Annotated in this window: 18 protein-coding genes; all 18 read left to right on the forward strand. The window is 29.3% G+C overall.

The genetic code is table 11. The features are described from left to right. Positions 1-16 precede the first annotated feature (16 nt). The 18 genes from EW093_RS13110 to EW093_RS13190 all read left to right on the forward strand — a co-directional run bounded on the left by EW093_RS13110 (position 17) and on the right by EW093_RS13190 (position 15,245). Complete coding sequence (locus EW093_RS13110) at positions 17-553, forward strand: winged helix-turn-helix transcriptional regulator (protein ID WP_149568846.1); 537 nt, start codon at positions 17-19, stop codon at positions 551-553. A 408-nt stretch (positions 554-961) separates the two neighbouring features. Next, complete coding sequence (locus EW093_RS17350) at positions 962-1,099, forward strand: hypothetical protein (protein ID WP_187759710.1); 138 nt, start codon at positions 962-964, stop codon at positions 1,097-1,099. A 355-nt stretch (positions 1,100-1,454) separates the two neighbouring features. Next, entirely contained in the window at positions 1,455-2,177 is a 723-nt protein-coding gene (locus EW093_RS13115) for a glycosyltransferase (protein ID WP_149568847.1), read from the forward strand. A gap of 8 nt (positions 2,178-2,185) precedes the next feature. Further along, positions 2,186-2,614 carry a glycosyltransferase gene (locus tag EW093_RS13120; protein WP_246745114.1) on the forward strand — a complete coding sequence of 143 codons (429 nt, stop codon included), beginning with the start codon at positions 2,186-2,188 and terminating at the stop codon, positions 2,612-2,614. Next, complete coding sequence (locus tag EW093_RS13125; protein ID WP_149568849.1) at positions 2,611-4,017, forward strand: lipopolysaccharide biosynthesis protein; 1,407 nt, start codon at positions 2,611-2,613, stop codon at positions 4,015-4,017. Before EW093_RS13120 ends, EW093_RS13125 begins: the two co-directional genes overlap by 4 nt. After that, complete coding sequence (locus tag EW093_RS13130) at positions 4,010-5,248, forward strand: glycosyltransferase family protein (RefSeq protein WP_149568850.1); 1,239 nt, start codon at positions 4,010-4,012, stop codon at positions 5,246-5,248. The genes EW093_RS13125 and EW093_RS13130 overlap by 8 nt, the downstream gene beginning before the upstream one ends. Positions 5,249-5,250: 2 nt before the next feature. Next, positions 5,251-5,598: a hypothetical protein gene (locus tag EW093_RS13135; RefSeq protein WP_187759711.1), complete on the forward strand. Its 348-nt coding sequence runs from the start codon at positions 5,251-5,253 to the stop codon at positions 5,596-5,598. A 38-nt stretch (positions 5,599-5,636) separates the two neighbouring features. Then, positions 5,637-5,936: a hypothetical protein gene (locus tag EW093_RS13140; protein WP_149568852.1), complete on the forward strand. Its 300-nt coding sequence runs from the start codon at positions 5,637-5,639 to the stop codon at positions 5,934-5,936. Then, positions 5,936-6,514, forward strand: a complete 579-nt coding sequence (locus EW093_RS13145) for an O-antigen ligase family protein (RefSeq protein WP_187759712.1) — start codon at positions 5,936-5,938, stop codon at positions 6,512-6,514. Before EW093_RS13140 ends, EW093_RS13145 begins: the two co-directional genes overlap by 1 nt. Beyond that, positions 6,489-7,316 (forward strand): glycosyltransferase family 2 protein, encoded by an 828-nt coding sequence (locus EW093_RS13150; RefSeq protein ID WP_149568854.1) that lies wholly within the window; start codon positions 6,489-6,491, stop codon positions 7,314-7,316. Before EW093_RS13145 ends, EW093_RS13150 begins: the two co-directional genes overlap by 26 nt. Positions 7,317-7,325: 9 nt before the next feature. Beyond that, a complete protein-coding gene (locus EW093_RS13155) occupies positions 7,326-8,351 on the forward strand; it encodes a polysaccharide biosynthesis protein (protein ID WP_149568855.1) in 1,026 nt (341 codons plus the stop codon). Next, positions 8,351-9,460 (forward strand): polysaccharide biosynthesis C-terminal domain-containing protein, encoded by a 1,110-nt coding sequence (locus EW093_RS13160; RefSeq protein ID WP_149568856.1) that lies wholly within the window; start codon positions 8,351-8,353, stop codon positions 9,458-9,460. The genes EW093_RS13155 and EW093_RS13160 overlap by 1 nt, the downstream gene beginning before the upstream one ends. A 1-nt stretch (position 9,461) precedes the next feature. Continuing rightward, positions 9,462-10,619 (forward strand): non-hydrolyzing UDP-N-acetylglucosamine 2-epimerase, encoded by a 1,158-nt coding sequence (gene wecB / locus EW093_RS13165; protein ID WP_149568857.1) that lies wholly within the window; start codon positions 9,462-9,464, stop codon positions 10,617-10,619. Between the two features lie 61 nt (positions 10,620-10,680). Continuing rightward, complete coding sequence (locus EW093_RS13170) at positions 10,681-11,769, forward strand: glycosyltransferase family 4 protein (RefSeq protein ID WP_149568858.1); 1,089 nt, start codon at positions 10,681-10,683, stop codon at positions 11,767-11,769. Continuing rightward, complete coding sequence (gene rfbA, locus EW093_RS13175; RefSeq protein ID WP_149568859.1) at positions 11,770-12,651, forward strand: glucose-1-phosphate thymidylyltransferase RfbA; 882 nt, start codon at positions 11,770-11,772, stop codon at positions 12,649-12,651. It abuts the gene before it with no gap. After that, positions 12,641-13,192, forward strand: a complete 552-nt coding sequence (gene rfbC, locus EW093_RS13180; RefSeq protein WP_149568860.1) for a dTDP-4-dehydrorhamnose 3,5-epimerase — start codon at positions 12,641-12,643, stop codon at positions 13,190-13,192. The genes rfbA and rfbC overlap by 11 nt, the downstream gene beginning before the upstream one ends. Further along, a complete protein-coding gene (gene rfbD / locus EW093_RS13185; RefSeq protein WP_149568861.1) occupies positions 13,192-14,031 on the forward strand; it encodes a dTDP-4-dehydrorhamnose reductase in 840 nt (279 codons plus the stop codon). Before rfbC ends, rfbD begins: the two co-directional genes overlap by 1 nt. Positions 14,032-14,033: 2 nt before the next feature. Beyond that, on the forward strand, positions 14,034-15,245 hold the full coding sequence (locus EW093_RS13190) for a dTDP-glucose 4,6-dehydratase (protein WP_223111606.1): 1,212 nt from the start codon (positions 14,034-14,036) through the stop codon (positions 15,243-15,245). Positions 15,246-15,249: the final 4 nt, after the last annotated feature.

A 15,249-nucleotide genomic window follows, 5' to 3' on the forward strand; every position in this document is an offset into this window, starting at 1 on the left:
ATAACAAAGAATAATTATGGAAAAAGATACCCAAGAATACCTAATACTAAAATCAATCCACGATGGTGAAGAGACCATAAAACAGAGGGATATTGCTAAAATTGCTAATATTTCCTTGGGTAATACAAATTCCATTCTTAAACGTCTAATTGATAAGGGTTTTGTTAAAGCAAGCCACATTAATCAAAAAAGCTTTAACTACTTATTAACCCCTAAGGGTTTAAGTGTAATAACTAAAAGAAGTTCTGACTTCTTAAAAAGAACTATTAGAAATGTAGTTGTGTTTAAAGATGCTATAGAACTAATTGTTAAAGATATAAAAGATAATAACTTTAAATCTATTAACCTAATTGGTGAATCCGATCTATTATTCTTAATAGAGAATTCTTGTTATAAACATCAATTAAAGTTAACAACAACAAATAAAGAGATTACTGATCCAACTGTTAAGAATATCTATTCTGAATCTTTCTTACCTAAAGAAGAGAATAGTAGTAACATATACTTAATAGATAGTTTAGATGAGGCTACTAGAACTATTTGTGATTATTAGTTAATTATATAATTAAGAAGTAGTTATTTTTTAGGTTGATAATAAAGTAATATTAGGGGAGAGATGGGCGTTACCCTAAAGGGTCGGGCTTTCCGCTACAGATGTATGCACATTGCCTCGGAACTGAAGTTCCTGTGGGGTTTTCGCTTTAATCCCTAACGCAGAGTAGGGTAATTGGGTGTTGAGTCAAACACCCAAGAATTTTAACACATAAATAAATTCTTTACAGATGCTATATACAAAAAATAGCTATATAAATAGCATGGAAGAAGAAAACAGAAATTATATATTTTAATTGAGCAATAAACAACATTTTGAGGGAAAAGGCTGGTCATACCCTTTCGGTTACTGCTCGCCCATACAATCTGGAGCAATTTTATTGTTATAGAAGGGTTCCGTTTAGAATTAATGGGCGAAAAGATAGAGATACTGGAGAGCGAAAGTAATAAAGAAAGTGAAGATTTAAAGCTAACCTTATCTGATATTGTTGCAAAAAATAAGAGAGAAAAAATAATTCTTATTGAGATCAAGTATAAAAAGAATTAGATTTTTTAAAAAGATTACTTTTTAGAGCATCTAGAAGTGTTAATAAAAACCTAAAAACGGTTGAAACATATAAAAAATTAAAGAAAGTTAATATAGTAAATCTAGTTTTTTTAATTTGTATTTTATATTACCTGATAATAGTACTGTTAAAGAGTAAGTTTTTCTTTGAAAAACAATTTTTACGATATTAAAATTTATAAAATTTCAGCTGAAAATATAAGCACCTACTTTATTATTAATAGATTTAACAGTGTTTTTATATATATGATATAATATATACTTTAGTTGTATATTATTTGTAAAAAAATGATTAATATTTATTCTCTCGAGAAATTAATTGCTTACAGGATGTTATATGCATGTTTTAATAATACCTTCTTGGTATCCAGAAAATAAAAATGATATTGGTGGTAGTTTTTTTAGGGAACAAGCGTTAGCCTTAAATAGGGCTGGTATCCAAGTAGGTGTAATATATCAAAAGATGGTTCCAATACAGAAATTTAATATTAAATTATTATTGTCAAGAGAGAATAGTTTTATTGTTGATGAGAATGTTCCAACATTTTCTAGTTCAAAGTTAGCTTTTCTTCCTAAAATTCCTTTTGGAAATTCTTACATTGCTGAAAAAGAAGGTATGAAGTTATTTAAAGAGTATTGTAACAATTATGGAATGCCAGATGTAATTCATGTCCATTCTGCATTATATGCTGGCGTTATAGCTCAAAAAATAAAATTAATATATGGTGTTCCATATGTAATTACAGAGCATAGTTCATCATTTTTTAGAAACCAAGTTAATTGGTGGAAAAAAATTATAGCACATAAAGTATTTGATAATTCATTCTTTAATATAGCTGTTAGTAAGCCATATTCTAACTACTTGAGTGAGTATTTTCCTACTAGTAAATGGATTATCGTTCCAAACATATTAAATGATATTTTTTCTAATTCTAATGAGCATTGCCCCAAAAATAATAATTTATTTACATATTTACATATATCATTATTAGATGAGAATAAGAATGTGTCACTAATTCTTAAAGCATTTTCTGAATTAAATAGAACCGAAAAAAAATAGAACTCATTATTGGTGGGCATGGATCTAATTTAAAAAAATTAAAAGAATTAGCTAGTAAATTAGGCATTGAGGATAACGTTTATTTCGTAGGGATGTTATCTCGTGAAAAGATTATAGAGTATTATAATAAAAGTGATGTTTTTATTCTTTCAAGTAACTTTGAAAGTTTTGGTGTTGTTATTATAGAGGCTCTATCACAGGGTCTTCCTGTTATTTCAACTATATGTGGTGGACCTGAAAGCTTAATAGATAATGAAAATGGTATATTGGTTTCAAAAGATTGTGTAGAAGAAATGGTTTTAGCTATGAAAAGTATGAAAAAAAACTATAATCAATATGACCGAGTAGAAATTAGAAATAAAACTCTTAATGAATACGGTGAAAATAATATTACATCTATACTGATAAAGTTGTACCGAGAGGTTGTAAAACATTGATAAATAGAAATAAGAATTTTTTAGAAAGTTTACTGACATTTTCTTTAGGCCCTTTTATCTCGGCTTTACTAGGATTTTTGTTTATACCGTTAACAACAAAACTTATATCACCAGTCGAATATGGTAAAGGATCATTTTTTATAACAATAGTAAATTTGATTAGCTTAGTTATTATATTAGGTCTAGATCAATCTTATGTTAGGTTTTTTAATGAGAGTAATGATAAAAAAAAACTTTTGTATAATTCTGTTTTCATCCCAATACTACTTTCAGTTTTAATAGGTTTTTGTTTGATCCTTTTTTGGAAACCTTTGTCAATATTTTTATTTAGTGAATCTGATTTTTATATAATGTTTCTGCTATCAGTTAGTTTGCTTTTTTCAATTCTTTTAAGGTTTTCATCCCTTGTAATAAGAATGAAAGAAAAAGGATCTCTGTTTTCAATCTTTACAATAGTTAATAAAATTGTCCTTATACTTGTATTGTTTTTATGGGCAAAGTATGTATCAGACAGAATGATCGCTGTTGTTATGTCTTATGTCATATCGTTATTTGTTATATTTTTTTTACAAATACTTGTAGAAAAAAAAGAATGGAATTTTGATCATTTTACCCCCAGTTTAGATGAACAAAAGGCTATCTTAAAATTTGGACTGCCACTTATTGTTAGCGGTGGATTAATGTGGGTGTTAAATTCAATGGATAAAATCGCTCTAAGAGCTTGGTCTGATTTTGAAGAACTAGGATTATATTCAAATGCTTTTAGAATAGCTGGATTATTAACAGTGATTCAGACTTCTTTTACAACATTCTGGATCCCAACAAGTTATCGTTGGTACACTGAGAAGGTAGATTATAATAAATTTAATAAAGTCAGTGAAATTTTGACATTAGTATTGACTTTAGTATTTATATTAATAGTTTGGTTAAAAGGATTTTTTAGATTTTTTATAGATGAAAGTTATTATGATTCAATTGCGATGGTATCTTTTTTGCTTTTCATGCCATTGATGTATACATTATCCGAAACAACAGGGCTTGGCATATCTTTTTCAAAGAAGTCTTGGTTATCAATTTTGGTTGCTCTAATTGCTTCCAGTACAAATATTGTAGGTAATTATATTTTAGTTCCTAGACTAGGTGGTATAGGTGCATCAATTAGTACCGGGCTATCATTTATTGTTTTTTTCTGGGCTAGAACTATAATTTCTAATCGTCTAATGAAACTAGTGAAAATAAAGTTACAAATTATTGCAACGTGTATAATGTTACTATTTGCTTGTTTTTCATACGGAAATAGTGAGTTTATAGAACTATCCAAGATCGCTTTACCCCTTATTGTTATAGTCTCTATAATTCTGATATATAAAATAAAATATAAAGGATTACAAACAAATGTTTGATTTAAGTAAAACACGAATATTATATTTAACTGCTGGAGAGATTCCTTCAAAAAAGAATCTTATATATTCTCAAGTAATAAAAATGGCTATGAAAGTTAAAGAATTAGAGGTTTTTGATGATGTTTGTCTTTTTTCATTCATACCGATAAGAACAATATTAGCTTCCTATTTAAGAAAAAGACCTGCTTCCTTCAAATGGTATAAAGATTTAAATTTGAAAGCAAATTGGGCTAGGTCACTAATGGTTATTGATAGTGTATTTGCCCATTTTTTTAAAGACATGATTATAGAGGCAGATACTAAAAAATTAATAAAAAAATATAGTTTTGTTGAAGGTTTTTCATATATCATTCATTGCCGAAGTTATATTGCTACTGATATTGCCTTAAAAGTATGTGAAAAGTTTCCTGATATAAATATAAAAGTTTTATTTGATATGAGAAGTATACTACCACCTGAATTGTATTATTCTATGGGTAAACTAGGAGACTTTTTCTTTGTCAAATCAAAGATATGGGAACGAGAACTTTTAATGCGTTCAGATTTATCCTTGTTAACTACTGATAGAGGAATTGAATATATTAAACTTGAATCGCCTTTTGTTAATCTGAAGAAGATAAATATTCTAGGATTTGACACTGATTTTAATAATGATGCAGATAAAATATTTGAACATCGCTGGAACGCAAAAAATATATCTTATATAGGTTCTATTGGATTATGGCATCCTTTAAAGATGATAGAAAATTCATTGATTTATATTAATAATAAAATTCAAAATTGTCATGTTAGTATAGTTTCAAGCCAAACCATTGAGACAAATATATCAATTTCACAAAAAAATCATGATGAAATAATGGACTATTACAATACTCTGTTAGCAATAGTTATTCCAGGGAAAGCTCCTACTACATATTTTGATACAATGCAAATGAGTATAAATTTGTTTTCTACTAAAGCATCAGAAGCTCTTAGTATGGGTGTACCAATAATTGTTAATGAAACAATTGTTGAGGTAGCAAATCTTGTAAGAAAAAACAATTGCGGGATTGTTTTTAGAATAAATAAAAATCACGAAATAATTATAGAAGATAATGTTCTCAGTAAGATAAATAATAAAGATTTTTGGTACGAATTGACGAAGAATGCTCATGAATTAGGTACGAATTATACTTTCAAAAAAACTTTAGATACTTATCTAGAATATTATAAAAATATTGATGGAGCATAATGTTGGCTAAATTATCTATAAAAAATACTGGTTTTGAAATTACACCAATTGTATTGCTTTATGGTGTGATTTTATCAGTGATAAATTTGAAATTTTATTTTTTTTTAATATTTCTTGCTTTTTTAATGTTTTCATATAAATGTATGCAAATAAAGTTTGGTACCCCTAAAAATATATTTTTACCTCTGCTTCTTTTTTTTATTAATGGAATATTTGTTTTTATTTTAAATCCCAAAAATGCGAATAGTTTATATCACTTAGGAATATTATTTTTTAGTTTTACTTTAATTATAGCTATGTATTTTTATGGATATAATAATGATTTATCTAAACTAATTAATCTTTTTTAGTATATATTGCTCTTCTTTTTATAGTCTCTATACTTGAAATGAAACTTGATTTAGTTTTACCTATGTCAGCAAAAGCTGAGAATTCTATCTATTCAGAAGCCTTTAAAGGAATTCCTACAGGTTTTTTTTATAATTCAAATGACTTTGCAAGTGCTATATCTCTAGTCATGATTTTTGCATTTACATTTCTGAGTTTTACGAAAAGCAATAAAAGATGGATAATTTTATTTCTTTCTGCCATGATTTTGCTATTTACCGGTTCTAGAGGAGCATTAGTTTCACTTCTTTTTTACCGCTGGCTATTTCTATATCAACTAGAAGAAATAGGAAGAGGATAGTGTTAATATATTTTATATCATTTCTGTTCTTATTCTTTACTCTTACTTTTGTTTCTCTAAGTTCTATTTCCTTTGGTCCTTCAATCTTTGGGAGGACACTAAATAAATTAGTAAGAGGCATTAATATCTTTCAAGGTGGCGGAGATTCTTCTTTTCTAGCTAGATTTTTAATCATAAAATACTCTTTTTCAAATATTTCAAACCTAGTTATAGGTACTGGTCCTGGTGGAGCGGAATCGTTTCTCATAGGATCAAATCCTCTTGGTATAGTAAATCCTCATAGTTTCTTTCTTGAGATTTTAATTAATTATGGGTTTATAGGTTTTATTTTGTCATTGTTTATTTTTATACATGCATTTCTCATATTAAAAAAAATATTTTTAATTACAAACAATATAAATATCAAAGCTTCAGCTGCTGGTGGAATGTCAATAATTTTATTGTTTCCAATTGTATCTGTTGTTTCATCTAGTTTATTGAAAGATTGGGCATTCGCTTGGCTTCCAATTTCGTTAGCATATGCTACATTAGGTAGTTTTAGGAGAAGTAGGCATGAATATTCTAATAGTTATAGTTAATTTTAATGATTCATTTGTTACATTAAACTGTATTGAATCAGTTAATAAATCCAAAAATCATGTAAATATTGATTTGTGTATTGTTGATAACGCATCTGATAAGGAGAATGTACAAATATTAAAAAATGCAAATTTAATAAATTGTAATATAATATTCAGTAATATTAACTTGGGCTATTTCCCTGGTTTAAATCTAGGATTAAGCCATTATAATTTATCGTCTTATGATTATGTCATTGTAGGAAATAATGATATCATTTTTAGGGGAAATTTTTTCAATATTTTATCAGAGAAACAATACTCTGATAAATATTATTGCATAGCACCCAATATTATAGCCATTGATGGATATCATCAAAATCCACATGAGGTAATTAAAATACCTCTTATGCGCCAATTTTTATATAAATTGTATTTTTCAAGCTTTATTTTAGGTAATCTAATGTTTAATTTACAGCAATTGATAAAAAAAATAAGAAATAGAAATAATCGAGTTAAAAATTCTGATAATGAATGTGAAATATACTTAGGTTATGGTGCATTATATATTTTGACAAAATCTTTTTTTGTAAATAATCAATTACTTGAATATCCTCATTTTTTAATGGGAGAAGAGGTTTATCTATCTTATCAAGTATATAAAACTGGAGGGTTCATTCTATATGATCCATTATTAGAAGTAAGCCATTTAGAACATTCTAGTGTATCAAAGATGAGTAGTAGAAAAATGTATGATATAACAAAAGAATCGTTTAAAGGGTATTCTCAATTATTTAACAAGATAAATTTTAAAAATAAGTAAGGAGACTATATGTTTAAGAATAATGTTTTACTAATTACAGGTGGTACAGGTTCGTTTGGTAATGCTGTTTTAAGAAGATTTCTTGATACGGATATTAAAGAGATAAGAATTTTTTCTAGGGATGAGAAGAAACAGGATGATATGCGAAAGAAGTATAATAATCCTAAGTTAAAGTTCTATATTGGTGATGTTAGGGATAAAGAGTCTTTAGTTGATGTTATGAGGGGAGTTGATTTTATCTTTCATGCAGCAGCATTAAAACAAGTTCCTTCCTGTGAGTTTTATCCAATGCAGGCAGTAAAAACTAATGTTTTTGGTACAGATAATGTTTTAAACACAGCAATAGAATCTGGTGTAAAAAGAGTTGTATGTTTAAGTACAGATAAAGCAGCCTATCCTATAAATGCTATGGGGATCTCTAAGGCAATGATGGAAAAAGTAGCTCTTGCAAAAGCTAGGAATATTGGAGGCAAAGGAATGACCATCTGTGTTACCAGATATGGGAATGTTATGGCCTCTAGAGGTTCAGTAATTCCATTATTTTTAGAGCAAATTAAAGCAGGGAGCCCTTTAACAATTACCGATCCAAATATGACAAGATTTATGATGAGTTTAGATCAAGCAGTGGACTTAGTGCTTTTTGCATTTAATAACGGTAGAAATGGAGATTTATTTGTTCAAAAGTCACCAGCATCTACTATTAAAAACTTAGCAGAATCAGTAACTGAAATGGTAGGAAAACCAGACCATAAAATAAATATTATTGGTACAAGACATGGTGAAAAACTCTATGAAGTACTACTTACAAAAGAGGAAAGTGCTAAATCAGAGGATTTAGGAGATTATTATAAAGTTCCTGTTGATGATAGAGATTTAAATTATAATAAATTCTTCGAAGACGGAGAAGAAGTTATAACTGAAGCAGAAGAGTATCATTCCCATAATACCCATAGATTAGATCGAAAAGAAATGATTGATATGTTAAAAGGCTTGCATGAAATTCAGGATGAACTTAAAGAGTTTGGTGTAAAATAATGAATATTTTAGTTACAGGTGCTAAGGGTTTTATAGGGAAAAACTTAATATCAGAACTTAGAAATAAAGGTTATAGCAGTATTTTCGAATACGATATAGATACTTCTTTTACAGAATTGGAAGATTTTACCAATAAATGTGATTTCGTGTTTCATTTAGCTGGGGTAAATAGACCAGAAAATCAAGATGAGTTTATGAAAGGGAACTATGGATTTACTACAGACCTTTTAGAGTTATTGGAAAAACAAAGAAGACAAATTCCTGTACTAATAACATCTTCAATACAGGCTACTTCAGATAATCCCTATGGAAAAAGTAAGAAAGCAGGTGAAGATGTTATTTTTGAATATGGGGAAAAAACAGGAAGTAATGTATATGTTTATAGGTTACCAAATGTTTTTGGCAAATGGAGTAGACCAAATTACAATACAGTTGTAGCAACCTTTTGTTATAAAATAGTAAGAAATCAAGATATTCAAATTAATGATCCAAAAGTCGAGCTTTCCTTAGTTTATATTGATGATGTTGTTACTGAATTTATTAAAACTCTTTCAGGAATAACTGTAAAAGAAGATCAATATTCCATAATACCCGTTGTATATAAAATTACATTAGGTCGCTTAGCTGAGCTGATTAAATCCTTTAAAGATTCAAGAAATAATTTATCAGTTATTAATACCTTAGATGAACTGGAAAATAAATTATATGCTACTTATTTAAGCTTTCTTCCACAGGATGATTTTGGATATAATCTAAAAATGAATGTAGACTCAAGGGGTTCATTTACTGAATTCTTAAGAACTGGTGACAGAGGCCAAGTGTCTGTAAATGTAGCAAAACCTGGAATAACCAAGGGAAACCATTGGCATCATACTAAAAATGAGAAATTTTTAGTTGTAAGTGGAAAAGCTTCAATTAAATTTAGAGCACTTGATAGCAAAGAGATTATTGAATACCTAGTAACTGGTGATAATTTAAGAGTCATAGATATCCCTACAGGATATACACATAATATCGAGAATATTGGAGATACAGATTTAGTTACTGTAATGTGGGCTAATGAATGCTTTAATCCTGAAAAACCTGATACATATTTTTTAGAGGTGTAAAATGAAGAAATTAAAAGTAATGACAGTAGTTGGAACAAGACCAGAAATTATAAGACTCTCTGCTGTTCTAAATATCTTAGATAATTCAGAAGCAGTTGAGCATATTTTAGTTCATACTGGTCAAAATTATGATTATGAATTAAATGAAGTTTTCTTTAAGGATTTAAACCTAAGAAAACCAGATCATTTTCTAAATGCTGCTACTGGAACAGCAATAGAGACAGTTGGTAATATTTTAATTAAAATAGACCCTATTTTAGAATCAGAAAAACCAGATTCTTTCTTAGTTCTTGGTGACACAAATAGTTGTCTCTGTGCAATAGCTGCTAAAAGAAGAAAAATTCCAATTTTTCACATGGAAGCAGGGAATAGGTGTTTTGATCAGAGAGTTCCAGAAGAGACAAATAGAAAAATAGTAGATCATACTGCAGATATTAATATGACGTATAGTGATATTGCTAGGGAATATTTATTAAGAGAAGGCTTACCTGCAGATAGAATAATTAAAACAGGTAGTCCTATGTTTGAAGTTCTTAATTCAAAAAAGAAAGATATTGATAATTCTGAAATATTAAAGACGTTAAATCTACAGAATAAGAAATATTTTGTTGTATCTGCACATAGAGAAGAAAATATAAGTTCTGAACAGAATTTTATGGAGCTAGTTGAATCCCTTAACGCGATTTCTGAAAAATATGATTTACCAGTTATTGTATCTACACACCCTAGAACTAGAAATATGATAAATTCAAAAAATATAGAATTTCATAAAAATGTTCAATTATTAAAACCCCTTGGCTTTAACGATTATGTTAAACTACAAAAGAATGCAAAAGCCGTTTTAAGCGATAGCGGTACAATTAGTGAGGAATCATCAATACTAGGTTTCCCTGCCCTGAATATTAGACAAGCCCATGAGAGGCCTGAGGCTATGGAAGAAGCATCTGTTATGATGATAGGTCTAAATAAAGATAGAATTATGCAGGGTCTAGCAATCTTAGATTTGCAACAAGATAATACTTTGAGACACGTCGCTGATTATAGCATGCCCAATGTTTCAGAAAAAGTTTTAAGAATAATTTTATCATATACTGACTATGTCAACAGGATAGTATGGAAAAGAAAGATTATTAATTGTAACAGAAAGATTTTATCCTGAAGAATTTTTAATTAATGATCTTGTTCTAGAGTTTGAAAAAAACAACTATATTGTAGAAGTTTTGACTCAAATACCAAGTTATCCTTTTGATAAAATTTATGATGGATATACTAATATTGATACTATTGATTATTATAAAGGGATTAAGATTCATAGAGTAAAAACATTCTTAGGTTACAATAAAAGCACTGTAAAAAAAATTGGGGGTTATTTATTATTTGCTTTTTTTACTTGGAAGAAAGCCTTTAATTTAGCTAAAAATATCGATAAGGTCTTTTTTTATCACACAGGCCCTGCCACAATGGCTCATTCATCTATGGTCTTTAAAAAAATATACAAAAAAAAATGTTATATTTGGACTCAAGATATTTGGCCTGATGCCATTTACGCCTATGGAATTAAAAAAACTTTTCTTAGTAATTTATTATTGAAAACATACTTAAAAAAATTATATAAAAATTTTGATAAAGTATTTGTGTCATGCCCAGGTTTTATTTCAATAGTTAAAACATATTATTCTAGAGAAATAAAATATATTCCACAATGGTATCCTTTAGAAAATGATGTTATCAAAATAGCTAAATTAAAATCATCAAATGAAAAATTACAGTTTACATTCTTAGGGAATTTAGGGACTGCACAGAATCTAGAAAATGTATGTTTAGGATTTTTAAAAGCAGTTGATGATGGACTAGATGCTACTTTAAATATTGTTGGAGATGGAGTTTCTTACACAAAATTAAAACAAATTATAGATAATTCAAAAACAGATAAAATCATATTATGGGGTCGAAAGCCACAAAGTGAAATGAATTCTTTTTTAGAAATGTCTGATGTGATGATAGTGTCATTAGCAGATGACCCCTTATTAAATATGTATATTCCTGCCAAATTCCAAGGTTATCTTTGTGCAGGAAAGCCTATTTTAGGGATTTTGAATGGAGAAGTATCTAAAATAATTAAAATAAATAGCTTAGGAGTTACTGTGTCTCCATCAAATATAGAAGAAATATCAAAATCATTTGAATCATTTGTAGGAAAAAAAGATAGAATAATTGAGTTTAGGAAAAATAGTTCAATATTTTATGAAAAAAATTATTTAAAATTTAATTCTATCGCAAATTTAATAACTAATATACAAGGAAAATAAATGAAAGGAATAATACTAGCAGGTGGTAGCGGTACTAGGTTGTATCCAGCAACAGAAACAATTTGTAAACAGTTATTGCCAGTTTACGATAAACCAATGATTTATTACCCATTGTCAACACTTATGTTGGCAGGGATTAAGGACATATTAATTATATCTACTCCTGAAGATACTAGTAGGTTCGAGAATTTATTGGGAACAGGTGCTGATTTAGGAATATCATTAAATTATGCAATTCAGGATGCACCTAATGGGTTGGCTGAAGCTTTTATTATTGGTGAGGATTTTATTGGTTCTGATAGTGTTTGTTTGGTTTTAGGAGATAATATCTTTTATGGACATGGTTTTACTTCACTAGTCCAAAAAGCTGCTAAACAAGAAAGTGGAGCAACAGTTTTTGGTTATTATGTAAATGATCCAGAGAGGTATGGGGTAGTTGAATTTGATAAGGCAGGTAAAGCGGTCAGTTTAGAAGAAAAACCTTTGGAACCTAAGTCTAATTATGCGGTTGTAGGGTTATATTTCTACGATAATTCTGTAGTTGAGATAGCTAAAAATGTAAAACCTTCCCATAGGGGAGAAATTGAGATAACATCTGTTAATCAGGAATATTTAAGAAAAGGAAAATTAGCAGTAGAATTAATGGGTAGGGGTTATGCTTGGTTAGATACAGGAACCCATGATTCATTATTAGAAGCTTCAAACTATGTAAAATTAATAGAAGAAAGACAGGGGTTAAAGATAGCCTGTATAGAAGAGATCGCCTATAGAATGGGTTATATTAGTAAAGAACAATTAATGGTTTTAGCTTCTAAGTATAAAAAGAATAATTATGGTAAATATATAGAAAGACAAATTAATGAGGGACAACATGCCTTTTAATTTTAAAAGAACAGAAATTGAAGGTTTAGTTATTATAGAACCAAGGGTATTTGCAGATGGCAGAGGTTTTTTTTTAGAAACCTATAAAAAAAGTGACTTTGTCAAAGAAGGAATTACTGAGGAATTTGTACAAGATAATCATTCCTTTAGTTGTAAAGGAGTTCTAAGGGGAGTTCATTTACAAAAAGGAGCTTCAGCCCAGGGTAAACTTGTTAGATGCTTAGCAGGAGCTGTTTGGGATGTAGCGGTTGATTTAAGACCTGGTTCTGCGACCTTTGGTAAGTGGTTTGGAATAGAATTATCTTCAGAAAATAATATAATGTTTTATATCCCTCCTGGTTTTGGACATGGGTTTGTAACACTAGAAGATAATACTCATTTTTTATATAAATGTACCCATGAGTATGACCCTAAAAATGATAGTGGAATAATTTGGAATGATGCTGATTTAGCAATTGAATGGCCATTAACAGATGGTCTATCTTTTTCAGATAAAGATTTAGTTCTACAAAGCTTTTCAAAATTTAAGGAAGGGTTGTAATGGTTCTACTAACAGGAGCTAATGGCCAACTAGGTCAGGATTTCCAGAAATTATTTACAGGTTTAGGCGTAAAATTTGTAGCTACAGATTATTTAGAATTGGATATTACATCTTTAAGTGCTGTTAGAGAATTTGTTTCTAAGCGTGTTATTTCTCATATTATTAACTGTGCAGCATATAACGATGTAGATAAAGCAGAATCAGAGCCCGATAAGGCTTTTTTATTAAATAGGGATGCACCAGTTTTACTTGCTAAAGTAGCTTCAGAAATTGGAGCAATTTATGTTAACTATTCCACCGATTTTGTATTCGATGGAACTAAGGGTTCGCCTTATGTAGAAACGGATACAGTTAGCCCAATTAGTGTTTATGCAGATAGTAAAGCTCAGGGAGAGAAGGGTGTTTTAGATTTATATTCTAGAAGTTTTGTAATTAGAACATCCTGGGTTTTTGGTATGGGTAATAACAACTTTAATAAACAAGTTATAAACTGGTCAAAGAATAAGGATATTTTGAATATAGTGGATGACCAAAAATCATCCGCAACCTATTCATGGGATTTAGCAGAATATTCGTGGGCTTTAATTTGTACAGGTAAGTATGGGCTATACCATTTAAGTAATGGCGATGAGTGTTCAAAATATGACCAAGCAAAGTATGTCTTGGATTCAATTGGTTGGAATGGTACATTAGGTATAGCAAAAACAGCAGATTTTAATTTACCTGCAAAAAGATCGGAATATACTAAATTAGACAGCAGTAAACTTGAAGCCGTTATAAGCAAGAAAATACCTAGCTGGCAAAGTGGAATAGATAGATTTTTAAAGGAGTATTTATAATTATGACTTATTTAGTAACAGGTGGAGCAGGTTTTATAGGAGCCAACTTTGTAAAATATATTTTAAAAATACATAGTGACTGTATGGTTATTATCTTAGATAAATTAACCTATGCAGGGAACTTAGGAACAATTAAAGAAGAATTATCTGATAGTAGAGTATCCTTTTATAAAGGTGATATTTGCAATAAAGAGTTAATTGAGAATATTTTTATGTCTCATAATATAGATACGGTTGTAAACTTTGCAGCTGAGAGTCATGTAGATAGAAGCATTGAAGACCCAGGAATCTTTTTAAAAACAAATATACTAGGTACTCAAACCCTAATGGATGTAGCAAAAGCTAATTGGACTACAGGAAAAGATTCAAATGGTTATCCCACATTCTTAGAAGGTAAAAAGTTTTTACAGGTCTCCACAGATGAGGTTTATGGGCATTTAGATAGGGACATTCCAGAGGGAAAAGTACTTGAAGTTACAAATGATGCTTTAAAAGAAGTATTGAAGGGTAGAGAAGATATGCCAAAGGCCTTTGGTAAAGAATTCTTTACAGAAGAAACATCTCTAAAACCAAGATCCCCTTATGCAACAAGTAAAACTGCTGCTGATATGTTGGTTAGAGCCTATGCTGAAACCTATCATTTCCCTGTAAATGTAACCAGATGTAGTAATAACTATGGTCCATATCACTTTCCAGAAAAACTAATACCTCTAATAATTAAAAACATACTAGAAGGAAAATCTTTACCGGTTTATGGAGATGGAAAACAGGTTCGAGACTGGTTGTATGTAGAAGACCACTGTAAAGGAATAGACATGGTAATTAATGGTGGTACTTTAGGTGAAGCATATAATATTGGAGGATTTAACGAAGAATTAAATATAAATATAGTTAAAAAGACCATAGATATTGTTAGAGAATTAGTTTTTGAGGGTGAAAAAGTTAAACCAGAATACTCTTCCTTTGTAAAAGTTAGCTATAATGAATGTAGTTATAACTTAATTAAGTATGTAGCCGACAGACTTGGACACGATGCGCGATACGCAATAGACCCAACTAAGACAGTTAAGGAACTTGGGTTCTACCCAGAAACTCCTTTTACTGTAGGTATTAGAAAAACGATTAAGTGGTACCTAGATAATCAAGATTGGGTTAATGAAGTAGCTAGTGGTGATTATCAGAAATATTATCAAGCAATGTATGGGAATAGGTAGGAGC

The organism is Thiospirochaeta perfilievii (assembly GCF_008329945.1).
GTDB lineage: Bacteria > Spirochaetota > Spirochaetia > DSM-2461 > DSM-2461 > Thiospirochaeta > Thiospirochaeta perfilievii.

What these genes read in the sequence shown, in the direction of transcription:
- EW093_RS13110 (WP_149568846.1), top strand. Translation starts at nt 17, where the DNA reads ATGGAAAAAGATACCCAAGAATACCTAATACTAAAATCAATCCACGAT.
- EW093_RS17350 (WP_187759710.1), top strand. Translation starts at nt 962, where the DNA reads ATGGGCGAAAAGATAGAGATACTGGAGAGCGAAAGTAATAAAGAAAGT.
- EW093_RS13115 (WP_149568847.1), top strand. Translation starts at nt 1,455, where the DNA reads ATGCATGTTTTAATAATACCTTCTTGGTATCCAGAAAATAAAAATGAT.
- EW093_RS13130 (WP_149568850.1), top strand. Translation starts at nt 4,010, where the DNA reads ATGTTTGATTTAAGTAAAACACGAATATTATATTTAACTGCTGGAGAG.
- EW093_RS13140 (WP_149568852.1), top strand. Translation starts at nt 5,637, where the DNA reads ATGAAACTTGATTTAGTTTTACCTATGTCAGCAAAAGCTGAGAATTCT.
- EW093_RS13150 (WP_149568854.1), top strand. Translation starts at nt 6,489, where the DNA reads ATGAATATTCTAATAGTTATAGTTAATTTTAATGATTCATTTGTTACA.
- EW093_RS13155 (WP_149568855.1), top strand. Translation starts at nt 7,326, where the DNA reads ATGTTTAAGAATAATGTTTTACTAATTACAGGTGGTACAGGTTCGTTT.
- EW093_RS13160 (WP_149568856.1), top strand. Translation starts at nt 8,351, where the DNA reads ATGAATATTTTAGTTACAGGTGCTAAGGGTTTTATAGGGAAAAACTTA.
- wecB (WP_149568857.1), top strand. Translation starts at nt 9,462, where the DNA reads ATGAAGAAATTAAAAGTAATGACAGTAGTTGGAACAAGACCAGAAATT.
- rfbA (WP_149568859.1), top strand. Translation starts at nt 11,770, where the DNA reads ATGAAAGGAATAATACTAGCAGGTGGTAGCGGTACTAGGTTGTATCCA.
- rfbC (WP_149568860.1), top strand. Translation starts at nt 12,641, where the DNA reads ATGCCTTTTAATTTTAAAAGAACAGAAATTGAAGGTTTAGTTATTATA.
- rfbD (WP_149568861.1), top strand. Translation starts at nt 13,192, where the DNA reads ATGGTTCTACTAACAGGAGCTAATGGCCAACTAGGTCAGGATTTCCAG.
- EW093_RS13190 (WP_223111606.1), top strand. Translation starts at nt 14,034, where the DNA reads ATGACTTATTTAGTAACAGGTGGAGCAGGTTTTATAGGAGCCAACTTT.